The organism is Flavobacterium melibiosi (assembly GCF_048158545.1).
Taxonomy (GTDB): Bacteria; Bacteroidota; Bacteroidia; order Flavobacteriales; family Flavobacteriaceae; genus Flavobacterium; species Flavobacterium melibiosi.
Window position 1 is genome coordinate 1 of record NZ_JBLNKU010000011.1, and the last position, 12,301, is coordinate 12,301.

Here is a 12,301-nt window from a genome sequence, read left to right on the forward strand (position 1 = left end):
GTAATAATAACTTGATGAGTTCGCTATTGGAACCTTGCATTGCTGTCTAATTTGAATTTAAAAATATCCTTTATTACTATTTCTCACGACTTTTAGAATTGATCCGATTTTTATTTACTCAAAAGGGTTTTTATCCGTGATACACTCGGGAAGAAATTATTTTGTCTTCTCTGATATCCAATACTTCCGCCACCAGCAAATCCTCTTCGCCAGTAACCGTTCTTATGTATTCCATGAAAACGCGGTCACCATTTGCAGTAAGCGATTTTACTTTGTAATTCAAACTGGGTAAACGCTCAAAAGCATCTTTCCACCATTCTCGCAATGCCTCTTTACCGGTAACAAAACCGTTACTTTCTGGTTTGTACATTTTTAGTTTTGGGCTAAAATGCACGGCCTCATCATCATACAATGATAATAATTTTTCTAATTCTTTGTTGTTAAAAGTTTCGAACCATTTAAAAGCGATAGACTGTAATTTTTCTGGTGTCATGGTGATCAGGTTTATTTTTAATTAAAAAAATCCCATTTCGCTTGACGCGAAAGGGATTTAATGAATAATTTCAAAGAAATATTAAACGTTCTTCAAATTGATGATTTCTTGTTCAGTAAGCAATCTCCAGTTTCCTCGTGGTAAATTCTTTTTGGTTAAACCAGCAAAAGAAACCCTGTCAATTCTTAATACATCATAGCTAAAGTGTTCGAAAATAGAACGAACTACTTTCACGTTAGATGATCTTAATTGTAGACCAATTTCGCTTTTCGCTTCTCCGTCAATATAGCTTACATCTTCCACAAAAACGCGGTGTCCGTCAAGGGTCAAACCTTTGTTTATTTTTTCTAAATCCTCAAATTTTAAGTTTTTATCTAATGAAACTTGGTAAATTTTAGATGATTTTTGACTTGGTAAAGTAAACTTACGAATCATATCCGTATCATTCGTGAACAATAACAATCCAGTTGTATTCTTGTCCATTCTCCCAACTGCACCAATTTTTGCAGTCGTAGAACCTTTTACCAATTCCAATACATTACGATATTCCTGACCTTCGTCCATGGCAGTCGTAAAGTTTTTTGGTTTGTTCAGTAAGATGTACACTTTTTTCTCCGGTGTCAAAGTGGCACCGTCAAAATTTACGACATCTCCAGGTTTTACCATGTATCCCATTTCGGTAACAGGAATTCCGTTTACTTTTACAGTCCCGGATTGAATATAAATATCAGCATCACGACGCGAGCACGCACCAGAATTAGCGATGTATTTATTCAAACGAATTTCGTCTTTTACTTTCGGTCTCTTTGGTGCTTGATTTGGTTTTTTCTCTACTTTATCAGTAGCGATATCGGCAACTTTAGTATTTACTTTAACTTTTTTCGGCCCTTGAGCGCGCTTCTGCATGGCAGGTTTTGGCTTATTCGAACTTGGTCTTGAGCTAGCTGCTCTAGGACCACTTTTCTTATTATTGCCTTCCTTGTTATTCATAATATTCCAATAATTTGTGCAAAGATACTATTTATATAGTTGACAATCAATAACAGCCAATTATAAAAACGCTAACTATCTAGTTAATAAGCTAATTAATACGTTTTAGTTTCATTTTTTGGAGCTATTTCCCGCTTTCCACTCTATCTTTTTCTTTTTAAAGAAAAAAGAAAAAGGATGCCGTTGCAATCGGGGCTAACCAAATGGAGGTATTTGGGGATTTTGAGGAAATTGTTTTCAACCTTTTATAATGCCAAAGAAGAAATAACCTATACCGTCATCAACAATCTTTTTCCGTGCCATAAAACACTCGGATTAATCAATACAATGCAAAAAACACCGGCTACAATAAGAAATTTCAAAGTGTTGTGAAGTAATAAAAATTGTGTTTTTGTTGTTGATTTCCACAAGTAAACCAAGAAAAAAATTAGGACAATCAGACAAGAATAAAAATAAACATCCATGTAACCCACATCGTAAATATCGATTAAAGCGTAAACTGGAAGAATAGTCAGAATAGTCAAAACAGTAATGATTTTTTTCGATATGTCTTCACCATAAACAATAGGAATCGTTTTATAATCATTAGCTAAATCTCCTTTCAAGTTTTCTAAATCTTTAATCATTTCCCGAATCAAAAGCAATAAAAATAAAAAAGTGGCATGTGAAAAAATAACGCCTAGTTGTCTTTTGTAATTTTCAATCTCTTCAAATGGAATCCGAGTGTAAAAATACAACAGTATTGCAAAAAAAGGTAAAACAGCCAGTAGAGCAGCAGTCAGGTTTCCTATTATTGGGTATTTTTTTATTTTGTGGGAATAAAACCAGATGAAAAATATATATCCTGAAAAGAATAAAAATACGCGCCAGGAAACAAACAAAGCCATTAAAGCCACGATAAAATTGAGCGTAAAATAGACGCTCAGTTTTGTTTTTTGACTTACCAATCGATCCAGCATTGACTTATTAGGACGATTAATTAAATCCTTTTGACTGTCATAAAAGTTATTGATAATATATCCCGAAGCAATTGTAAGAGAAGATGCGAAAACCAATATAAATAAATTGAAATCGAGCAGAATATCTAATGCTCTTTTTTCGGGAGCAAGAATAAATATAGCCGAAAGATACTGCGCCAAAATAATGACAGGAATGTTATAGCCTCTAACCACAGAGAACAAACTTGCAATTTTCATTATAAGAAGTTTGTGCTGCCTGCTTAACATTATAAGATTTTAATTTAATTTTTTTAAATTGCCCTTTAGGGGTTAGGGGCTAAAACTGATATACCACTTCTAGTTTATAATCCTTAAGGGAAGCCCTGGCTTTTTCTAAATCTTCGGTAAAACCTAAGATGTAACCGCCACCGCCAGAACCGCATAGTTTTAAATAGTAATCATTGCTGTCAATTCCTTGTTGCCAAATTCCGTGAAATTGTTCTGGAATCATTGGTTTGAAGTTATTCAAAACTACTTTTGATAATTTCTTGGTGTTCATGAACAATGATTTCATGTCGCCGCCAAGGAAATTTTCTACACAAGCATCAGTATATTTTACAAATTGATTTTTTAACATGGCACGGAAACCTTTGTCTTTCAGGCTTTCCATGAAAATATTCACCATCGGAGCCGTTTCTCCTACAATACCTGAATCTAACAAGAATACAGCACCTTTTCCGTCGAAACTTTGTGTTGGTATTCCGGTTGCTTCAATATTATCTTTAGAATTGATAAGAATTGGAATGCTCAAATAACTGTTTAAAGGATCTAAACCAGAACTTTTTCCGTGGAAAAAACTCTCCATTTGAGAAAATATATTTTTTAACTGCAATAATTTTTCACGAGTCAAATTCTCTAGAACCGTGATTTTATTTTGAGCATATTTATCATAAATAGCCGCTACAAGTGCACCGCTACTTCCTACACCGTAACCCTGAGGAATGCTGGAATCAAAATACATTCCGGTTTCAACATCATTTTTCAACGTAGCTAAATCGAAAATAACCAAATCAGGCTGCTCATTTTGTAAAGTTTCCAAATAGGTAACAAAACGTCTCAAATTTCCATTTGATTTTATGGCTTCTTCAGATGGATTTTCATCTCTTTTAAGTGCACCATTATAAAAATTATAAGGAATAGATAGCCCTTTTGAGTCACGAATAATTCCGTATTCTCCAAAGAGTAATATTTTTGAGTAAAATAAAGGTCCTTTCATATTAGATTGTAAATTAACAATTTGGGGTTGGTAATTATATATTGTAACAAATAAATTTGTTATAAATCAACTTTGTCTCCCCGATTAGCCTCTAGAATTTCAAGATTAATTTCTTCTTGTTGTTCCGGAGATAATTCTTTCCAGACATCTTTTTTTTGTGCTTTGAAAATGTTTTTTATAGCCTCTATTATGGCAGTATCGTCAGTTTCTAACAATAATTTTATCAACTCTAATTTCTCTGATTGAATGTCCATATTTTCAGCTCTTTAAAAAATAAAGATAGGAAAAAAACAAATTAATTCAACAAAGCGCCATTTCCAATTTCGTCACAAATGTACTGACCATTTTGACAATAGCCAACTAATTCGTCCTTAATAAATTGTAAAACGGTAACTGCTGCATTTTCAGGGTATAGAACGTGAACATTTGCCCCTGCATCCAGCGTGAAACAAATCGGAATTTTAGTCTCATTTCTAAATTTCCAAATTGCATTTATGATCTCCAAAGTATTCGGTTTCATCAATATAAAATAAGGCATTGAGGTCATCATCATCGCATGCAAAGTCAATGCTTCGCTTTCCACAATTTTGATGAATTCCTCTAAATTCCCACTTTCAAAAATAGTTATCAGCTGATCTAAATTTTGATGCGCTTGTGCAAATCGTCTTTCGGCATAAGGATGGTTGTGCATTAAATCATGTCCAACAGTACTTGAAACTTGTTTCTCACCTTTGTCAACCAGTAAAATAGTGTCTTGAAAATTCTTAAAATTAGCATGAATTGCCTTTGGAAATTCCACCCCAAATAAATCAGAACTTCCGGAGATATTGGCATGATTTCCCCAAACTACAACTTGTCCTTTTACACTTCTACAAGCGCTTCCGGAACCCAAACGCGCTAATAAAGACGCTTTTTGATAGAAATAGTCCTCGGTCATTTCAGGGTTTAACGTTTTTTCTAAACTCATTAAGTTCATAGCCAAAGCCGCCATTCCTGATGCCGATGAAGCAATTCCGGAACTGTGCGGAAAGGTATTCTCCGTGTCAATCGTAAAATGGTAGTCTTTTAAAAACGGTAAATAGATTTCGATTCGCTCCAGAAATTTTTGAATTTTTGGTTTGAAATCTTCTTTTGGTTGCCCTTCAAAAAGTAAATCAAAGCAAAATGTACCGTCATTTTCTTTTTTGGCAAAAGCCAATTTAGTAATCGTTTTACAATTATTCAAGGTAAAACTCACCGAAGGATTCGCAGGAATCTGATTGTCTTTTTTTCCCCAATATTTTACAAGTGCAATATTACTCGGCGCGCTCCACTGAAAATTGCCGCTTTCAACCGAATGCGTATATTTTGATGGAATAAAATCGTTTGCTGAAATCATGAATTTAAAAATTTACGCAAAGATACTTTTTTTGGTTTATAAGCAGATTTGTTTATTTGTCGAATTGTACTAAACTTTTGAGTAAATTTGGCGCACATTAGAAAAACATAAAATGAATAAAATCACCCGAATATTAGCTGTTGTTGTTACTTGTCTTGCGATTGGTTATTTCTCTGGAATTGTTACCCGTTCTGCAATTACAACGTGGTATCCAATCTTAATTAAACCAAGTTTTAATCCACCCAATTGGATTTTTGCACCCGTTTGGAGTATGCTGTATGTGATGATGGGTGTTGCTGCTGGATTAGTTTGGGATCGAATAGAAGCTGAAAAAGAAGTCGTAAAAAAAGCGTTGGTTTTCTTCGCGATACAATTGGCACTAAATGCTTTGTGGTCGTATTTGTTCTTTGGATTACACAACCCAATGTTAGCCGGATTAGAAATTATTGTATTGTGGTTGATGATATTCGAAACGTACATTCAATTTGCCAAAATCAATAAAATTGCAGGGTATTTATTGCTTCCATATTTGGCTTGGGTAAGTTTTGCGGCAGTTTTAAATGGAAGTATTTGGTGGTTGAATAAGTAGTTGGCAGTTTTTAGTTACAGTGATCAGTACCATTTGAGACTAAAAACTGTATACTAAATTGAGTTCGCCACAATAAAACCGCTGGTCCACGCATTTTGAAAATTGAATCCGCCTGTAATCGCATCAATATTAACGATTTCACCTGCAAAATATAAGTTTTCATGTAGTTTGCTTTCCATGGTTTTGAAGTTGATTTCTTTTAAATCAATTCCTCCGGCAGTTACAAATTCTTCTTTAAACGTACTTTTTCCGTTGACCTGAAAAGTACCATTTGTCAATTGATTGGCTAGATTTTGCAATTGTATTTTAGACAAATCTGCCCATTTCGTTTCCACTTCAATTCCTGAAGCGAGTACTAAACTTTCCCATAATCTATTGGTTAATTCGAAAGGGGATTTTTTTGAAACCGATTTTTTGGCGTGTTCTTGTTTTAATTCTTTGAGGGTTTTTTCAGTATCTTCTTTGTCAACATCATTTAACCAATTCACGAAAATGGTGAACTGATAATTTTTGTCATGTAAGATTCGGGCACCCCAAGCGGATAATTTCAAAATCGCCGGACCGCTCATTCCCCAATGTGTGATTAATAAAGGCCCTGTTGATGTGAGTTTGGTGTCTTTTACTTTTACAGTTACTTGTGCCGCAACACCAGGTAATTCTTTTATTCTGGAATCTTTGATATTAAAGGTGAATAGGGAAGGAACCGGGCTCACAACAGCGTGTCCAAAATTTTGCAACATTTCCCATACTTTAGGATTGCCCCCTGTTGCTAAAACTAGCTTTTCGGCAATATAGTTTTCGCTTTGTGTTTCAACTTTCCAGACCGTATCTTTCTTGAAAATAGATTGCACACTTTGTCCCGTAAGCACTGCGATTCCAAGTTTTTGTGTGGCTTTTAGGAAACAATCAATAATCGTTTGTGAAGAATTCGAAACCGGAAACATACGTCCGTCCGCTTCAATTTTTAATTCTACTCCATGTTTCTCAAACCATTCAATCGTGTCGCCAGAACAAAACTGATGAAAAGGACCTCTTAATTCTTTTTCGCCACGCGGATAAAACTTTACTAATTCGTTCGGTTCAAAACAAGCGTGCATCACATTACATCTTCCACCACCGGAAATACGAACTTTATTCAGCACTTCTGCACCGCGTTCCAAAATGGCTACTTTCAGTTTTGGATTTTTTTCGACAATATTAATCGCTGTAAAAAATCCTGCTGCGCCGCCACCTACTATTATTATATCGAAATTCTGGTTCATATTCTATTTGGGAAATCAGTGATGATTCCGTTTACGTTGAATGTTTTTATTTTTTGAATATCTTCTAATTCATTGATGGTCCAAGGGAAAACCTGCAATCCTTTTTCTTGCATTTGCGCCGTATTTTCTTTTGTCAATAAATGAAAATGAGGGTGAATGGATTTTGCCTGAATGAATTTGGCGAAAGCCAAAGCCAAGTCTAAATTTGTTTCCGTTAAAACGCCAATTGGAATTTTATCATTTAAAAATGCCACTTGTTGCAACGCGTTCCAATCAAAACTGGAAACTAAAAAACGGTCGTATTTCCATCCTTTTTTAACAACATACTTTTCTATAAGTGAAACCACTTTCTCTGCAGTATCATAATTTTTGAGTTCAATATTGATAAAACAATCTTGATTTACCAAATCAAAAACCTCTTTCAGTGTTGGAATTTCGTATGTTCTATTTATTCGAAAAACCTTCAATTCGCGCAAAGATAGTTTATTTACAAAACCTTTTCCATTAGTAGTTCTGTCAATTGTTTCATCATGGATAACCATTAATTCATCATCCGTACTAAGATGTACATCGAGTTCAATCCCATCTACTCGCATGTCTAATGCTTTTTGGAAAGAAACTAGCGTGTTCTCAGGTTCATAACCTTTGGCACCACGATGACCGATTTTTTTCATGGAATATTTTTTTATTACAAAAAAAGAACAATTTTTTAAGTTAAAGCTTTAAAACGTTTGTTTTTTTTTATAAAAAAAGCGATGGTTTAATGAAAGAAAAATAGGATATTTACATAAAAAATTTAGAAGACAATTTTTTTAAACTAACTTAAATACAGCCATTTATGAAAAATAGTATTTTATCAATTCTTTTTACAGGATTGTTTATAGGGACAAGTTTTGCACAGATACCAAAATTAGTTACCTCAGTTGAAGGAATTAAAGAATATAGTTTGCCTAATGGTCTTAAAATTCTTTTGATTCCTGATGCCGCACAATCTAATGTAGTGGTGAATATTGTATATAATGTAGGTTCAAGAAATGAAGGTTATGGAGAAACTGGAATGGCACATTTATTAGAACACATGTTGTTTAAGCGTTCCTCTAAGTTTAGTGAAATAAAAAAAGCAATTGCAGATAAAGGAGCTGAGGCAAATGGAACGACTTTTTATGATAGAACTAATTATTATGAAATTCTTCCTGCGACAGATGAAAACTTGAAATGGGCTTTAGAAATGGAAGCGGACAGGATGGTTACTTCAGCTATTTTGCAATCAGATCTAGACAAAGAGTTTTCTGTTGTTCGAAATGAGTTCGAAATAGGAGAAAACAACCCATCGAGTGTTCTGTGGGAAAGAATAGTTTCCTCTGCTTATCTATGGCACAATTATGGAAATTCATCCATTGGAAGTAAAGAAGATATTGAAAGAGTAAAAGCAACTTCTCTTAAAAATTTCTACAAAAAATATTATCAACCTAATAATGCAACATTAATTGTTGGTGGAAAATTCGATGAAAAGAGAACTTTGGATTTGGTTTCAAAATACTTTGCGATTATTCCAAAATCAAAACAAATTATAGAATCAACATATACGGTGGAACCAGCACAAGATGGGGAGCGTTTTGTTGAATTAAAAAGAAACGGCGATATTCAGTATGTAGGAATGGCTTATCACACGCCCAGTTTTTCGGATAAAGAATATGCCGCAAACAACGCTTTGATTTCAATTCTAACGAACAATCCTTCTGGGGTTTTGTACAAAGCATTGATTGAAACTAAACTTGCAACCGGTGTTTCTGGTTTTACCTTAACGTTGAAAGATCCAGGCTTTAGTTATTTTGAATGTGAAATTCCAAAAGACAAAGATTTAATGACTACTCAAAATGCTTTTCTTCAAACGATGAATGAGGTGCCAAAAATGATTTTTACTGAAGATGATTTGAAAAGAGCCAAAAATGAATTATTAAAACAATTTGAAAACACCTATAATAAAACAATTAATCTATCAATTGCATTGACAGAAAATATTGGTGCAGGCGACTGGCGTTTGTTCTTTATTGATAGAGATAATGTTGAAAAATTGACACTTGCTGATATTCAAAACGTTGCCAAAAAATATTATTTGCAAAGCAATAGAACTTGGGGAAGGTTTGTGCCTGAGAATAATGCAGAACGTGTAAAAGTAAGCGACACACCAGATATTGCAGTTTTGACAAATGGATATAAAGGGAAAGCTTTAGAAGCAAATAAGGCCACTTTTGAAACTTCGGTTACCAATATTTTAAAAACGACAGAAACAGGAAAATTAGCTTCTGGAGGGCAATATGCATTACTGGAAAAACCATCAAAAGGAGATAAAATAGAAGCTAGATTTTTATTGCGAATGGGCGACGAAAAATCACTGGAAGGCAAGAATTTAATTGCGGATTTAACGGCCAAAATGCTAAAATTAGGCACGAAAACTAGAAGTAAAAAAGACATAAACGACCAGTTGGATCAATATAAAACCACTATAAATGTTCAAGGAAATGTTGATGGATTGTATATTGGTATAAGCACTGATAAAAATAATTTAAACAACGCTTTGGCACTTCTTAAAGACATTTTAAAAAATCCAATTTTTGACGCCTCCGAATTTGAAAAAATGAAATTGGAAACCAAAAGCGGATTAGAAGCTAATAAAAGCGAACCTCAGTCATTAGTAAGTGACGCAATCGGAAAGACGACTGTTTTGTATCCAAAATCACATCCTTACTATTCACAAACTTCCGATGAGAAAATTGCTGAATTAAATACAATTACTTTGGATGATTTAAAAAAATATTACAATGATTTTTATAATGGCAACAATAGTAAAATTGCATTTGTAGGAGGGTTAGATAAGAAAATCATCAAAATATTTTTAGCGGAAACACTTGATAATTGGAGTGGTAAATTTGCTTATACTAGGATTCCAACTCAATATTTTGAAATTAACGCCTACAATAATACTATCCAGGTTAACGACAAAACCAATGCTATTGTTTTAGGGAAAATCAATTTGAATATTGGTATGAACGAACCAGATTATCCAGCAGTTGATATGGCAAATGAATTGCTTGGTGGCGGTTTCCTTTCTTCCAGAATACCGCAAAGGTTGCGTGAAGCAGAGGGAATGAGTTATGGTGCAGGTTCTTTTGTTTCAGGAAATGGTATTGACAAGACGGGCAGCTGGGGCATTTACGCTTTTTTCAATCCGTCGTTTAAAGATAAACTGGACAATGCTTTGAAAGAAGAAATTCAAAAAGCGTTGGATAAGGGTTTTACAAAAGTAGAATTTGATGCTTCATCAAAATCTTGGTTGCAACAACGACAAACAATGCTTGGAACCGATGAGTTTTTAGCGAGACAATTAAGAGAATATTTAGATGAAAATAAAACGTTTCGCGATTATTCAGATTACGAAAATAAAGTAAAAGCGTTGGATGTAGATAAAGTAAATGCAGCTTTGAAAAAATATTTCGATATGAAAAAGTTAGTATTAATTTACGCTGGAGATTTCACCAAAAAATAAGGTCTATTTTCATTAAAAAAGGGTTGTCAAAATTTAGACAACCCTTTTTTAATGAAAATAGAAGCCTAAAGATTACTGATTTTCAATTAATAATAATGAAAAATTAGTATCAAATGAAACTTTCCCGTCAGAAACGATTCCTGTTTTCCCAGAATATGCATCTCTTACTTTAGTTCCGTCTGCGAAAATTGAACCTACAGAAAGTTCTTTGGTACCAATCGCTAAATCTAATCCAACCACAACTGTATCGGAATAATTTTCTTTAGAGAAAGTTCTGGAAAAAGTATAGGGTTGAGCCGAAATTTGTTTGTGAATACCTGCACCTACTGAAGGATGATTTTTTCTGAATTGCCCCAATTTTTGCCAATGCAACAGTGTTTTTTGTGTTTCAGGATTTGATTTGATAGCTTCCCAATTCATAAATGAACGCAAGGTAGCATCGCCTTGCGTTCCTTCGATAATTAAGGAACGAGCACTTTCGTCACCATAATACACTTGAGAAAGTCCTGGACTCAGTAATAATTTTGTTCCGCTTTCTATAGTTTTGTTACGATTCCCATCAAATGGCCCACCGTCATCATGTGAAGATAAATAGTTCAAAACACTATATCCTTTCAAGTCATTGTTTAGCTTGTCGGAATATTTTGAGAATATAAATTCATAGTCTTTTTGCGCATCCCATTTGAATTCAAAATTGATCATGTTGTTGAAACCATTTTTAAAATAGTTTATTTTTTTGTCTCCAAAATCAAAATCTTGTCCGCCGCTGATACCATAATTGTATACTTCAGCAATCGTGTAAAAAGCATTATTGTCTAAAACTTTTGTTGGATTGTTTTTCTTCCAAGTTTCAAAAGCATAATCACATTGGGTTTTGAAATCTGCCCAAACCGTTTCATCCGTATGTTTTACGGTGTCGCCTCTGTAACCGTCAACTCCGTAATCAGCAATATAATCCGTCAACCATTTGATTATGTAATATTTTGGGGCTCTTGGATATCCTGTACGAGTAAAAAACGCATCCAATTCTTTCATTTCTTGTTCATAACGCCCTTCTTTTTTCCATTTTTCGATTAAAAAAGGAGGCAGCGCTACATTTTGATTGTTCTCTGTTTTTATATCCGGAAGGTTAGAAACCAGCGTACAAGCAGTTGTGTTTTCAAAAGATTTATAATCGCAATTTGGTCCTGTTCTCACCCAGTCATTTGGCCAAACCGTATCTTCGGGAGTTACGGGTCCGGTATGATTGATTACGCCATCAAGAATGATTCGGATTCCGTGTGCATGTGCTTTTTCTACTAATGCTGCCAAATCTTCTTTTGTACCAAAATTAGGGTCTAAGTTCGTCCAGTCTCTGGCCCAATAGCCATGAAATCCATAACTCAAACCGGTTCCTTCGTCAACGCCATCGTGGATTTGTTCCACTATTGGTGTAAACCAAATGGCATTGATTCCTAATTTATCAAAATAGCCCTCATCAATTTTTTTAGAAATTCCTTTGATGTCACCGCCTTCAAATCCACGAAGTTTTCCAGGTGTTTTGGTTCTGTTGAATGAAACATCATTTGAGGAATCTCCATTATAGAAACGATCGGTCATAAGAAAATACAAATTGGCCCCTTCCCAAACAAACGGAGTTTTATCTGCGGTTTTGTTGCTTTCAGAAACCGTTTTTGTAGTAGTGCAACTCGTCAAAATTGCCATACTTATTAGTAAAAATGGAATTAAATATTTTTTCATTTAGTTGAATTTAATGATTGGTTTTTTGGTAGTTGTTTTTTGAAACATATAAGTTCATTTAAGTTTAAGGTGTTAAGTATCCTTATGT

11 protein-coding genes are annotated in these 12,301 nt (G+C 34.2%); 2 read left to right on the forward strand and 9 right to left on the reverse strand.

What is annotated here, in order from left to right; genetic code table 11:
- Positions 1-130: 130 nt before the first annotated feature.
- The 6 genes from ACM55F_RS13335 to ACM55F_RS13360 all read right to left on the reverse strand — a co-directional run bounded on the left by ACM55F_RS13335 (position 131) and on the right by ACM55F_RS13360 (position 5,075).
- A complete protein-coding gene (locus ACM55F_RS13335; RefSeq protein ID WP_416854295.1) occupies positions 131-493 on the reverse strand; it encodes a nuclear transport factor 2 family protein in 363 nt (120 codons plus the stop codon).
- Between the two features lie 81 nt (positions 494-574).
- A complete protein-coding gene (locus tag ACM55F_RS13340) occupies positions 575-1,483 on the reverse strand; it encodes a pseudouridine synthase (RefSeq protein ID WP_416854297.1) in 909 nt (302 codons plus the stop codon).
- 269 nt (positions 1,484-1,752) lie between these two features.
- On the reverse strand, positions 1,753-2,709 hold the full coding sequence (locus ACM55F_RS13345) for a geranylgeranylglycerol-phosphate geranylgeranyltransferase (RefSeq protein ID WP_416854298.1): 957 nt from the start codon (positions 2,707-2,709) through the stop codon (positions 1,753-1,755).
- Positions 2,710-2,758: 49 nt separating this feature from the next.
- On the reverse strand, positions 2,759-3,697 hold the full coding sequence (locus ACM55F_RS13350; protein ID WP_416854299.1) for a mevalonate kinase family protein: 939 nt from the start codon (positions 3,695-3,697) through the stop codon (positions 2,759-2,761).
- A gap of 59 nt (positions 3,698-3,756) precedes the next feature.
- Positions 3,757-3,951, reverse strand: a complete 195-nt coding sequence (locus ACM55F_RS13355; RefSeq protein ID WP_416854301.1) for a hypothetical protein — start codon at positions 3,949-3,951, stop codon at positions 3,757-3,759.
- A gap of 41 nt (positions 3,952-3,992) precedes the next feature.
- Positions 3,993-5,075 carry a diphosphomevalonate decarboxylase gene (locus tag ACM55F_RS13360; protein ID WP_416854302.1) on the reverse strand — a complete coding sequence of 361 codons (1,083 nt, stop codon included), beginning with the start codon at positions 5,073-5,075 and terminating at the stop codon, positions 3,993-3,995.
- 112 nt (positions 5,076-5,187) lie between these two features.
- Here ACM55F_RS13360 and ACM55F_RS13365 point away from each other — a divergent pair, with 112 nt between their 5' ends.
- Positions 5,188-5,664 carry a TspO/MBR family protein gene (locus ACM55F_RS13365; RefSeq protein WP_416854303.1) on the forward strand — a complete coding sequence of 159 codons (477 nt, stop codon included), beginning with the start codon at positions 5,188-5,190 and terminating at the stop codon, positions 5,662-5,664.
- A gap of 53 nt (positions 5,665-5,717) precedes the next feature.
- Here ACM55F_RS13365 and ACM55F_RS13370 read toward each other — a convergent pair whose 3' ends face one another.
- Together ACM55F_RS13370 and ACM55F_RS13375 are read right to left on the reverse strand one after the other, a co-directional pair.
- On the reverse strand, positions 5,718-6,926 hold the full coding sequence (locus ACM55F_RS13370) for a BaiN/RdsA family NAD(P)/FAD-dependent oxidoreductase (protein ID WP_416854304.1): 1,209 nt from the start codon (positions 6,924-6,926) through the stop codon (positions 5,718-5,720).
- Positions 6,923-7,600, reverse strand: coding sequence for a glycerophosphodiester phosphodiesterase (locus ACM55F_RS13375; RefSeq protein ID WP_416854305.1), 678 nt, complete (start codon positions 7,598-7,600; stop codon positions 6,923-6,925). Before ACM55F_RS13375 ends, ACM55F_RS13370 begins: the two co-directional genes overlap by 4 nt.
- A 164-nt stretch (positions 7,601-7,764) precedes the next feature.
- Here ACM55F_RS13375 and ACM55F_RS13380 point away from each other — a divergent pair, with 164 nt between their 5' ends.
- Entirely contained in the window at positions 7,765-10,473 is a 2,709-nt protein-coding gene (locus ACM55F_RS13380) for a M16 family metallopeptidase (RefSeq protein WP_416854306.1), read from the forward strand.
- Between the two features lie 72 nt (positions 10,474-10,545).
- Here ACM55F_RS13380 and ACM55F_RS13385 read toward each other — a convergent pair whose 3' ends face one another.
- Positions 10,546-12,213: an alpha-amylase family glycosyl hydrolase gene (locus ACM55F_RS13385; RefSeq protein WP_416854307.1), complete on the reverse strand. Its 1,668-nt coding sequence runs from the start codon at positions 12,211-12,213 to the stop codon at positions 10,546-10,548.
- Positions 12,214-12,301 lie beyond the last annotated feature (88 nt).

Excerpts from the sequence above, each read along its gene's own strand:
- ACM55F_RS13335 (WP_416854295.1), bottom strand. The coding sequence starts at position 493 with ATGACACCAGAAAAATTACAGTCTATCGCTTTTAAATGGTTCGAAACT.
- ACM55F_RS13340 (WP_416854297.1), bottom strand. The coding sequence starts at position 1,483 with ATGAATAACAAGGAAGGCAATAATAAGAAAAGTGGTCCTAGAGCAGCT.
- ACM55F_RS13345 (WP_416854298.1), bottom strand. The coding sequence starts at position 2,709 with ATGTTAAGCAGGCAGCACAAACTTCTTATAATGAAAATTGCAAGTTTG.
- ACM55F_RS13350 (WP_416854299.1), bottom strand. The coding sequence starts at position 3,697 with ATGAAAGGACCTTTATTTTACTCAAAAATATTACTCTTTGGAGAATAC.
- ACM55F_RS13355 (WP_416854301.1), bottom strand. The coding sequence starts at position 3,951 with ATGGACATTCAATCAGAGAAATTAGAGTTGATAAAATTATTGTTAGAA.
- ACM55F_RS13360 (WP_416854302.1), bottom strand. The coding sequence starts at position 5,075 with ATGATTTCAGCAAACGATTTTATTCCATCAAAATATACGCATTCGGTT.
- ACM55F_RS13365 (WP_416854303.1), top strand. The coding sequence starts at position 5,188 with ATGAATAAAATCACCCGAATATTAGCTGTTGTTGTTACTTGTCTTGCG.
- ACM55F_RS13370 (WP_416854304.1), bottom strand. The coding sequence starts at position 6,926 with ATGAACCAGAATTTCGATATAATAATAGTAGGTGGCGGCGCAGCAGGA.
- ACM55F_RS13375 (WP_416854305.1), bottom strand. The coding sequence starts at position 7,600 with ATGAAAAAAATCGGTCATCGTGGTGCCAAAGGTTATGAACCTGAGAAC.
- ACM55F_RS13380 (WP_416854306.1), top strand. The coding sequence starts at position 7,765 with ATGAAAAATAGTATTTTATCAATTCTTTTTACAGGATTGTTTATAGGG.
- ACM55F_RS13385 (WP_416854307.1), bottom strand. The coding sequence starts at position 12,213 with ATGAAAAAATATTTAATTCCATTTTTACTAATAAGTATGGCAATTTTG.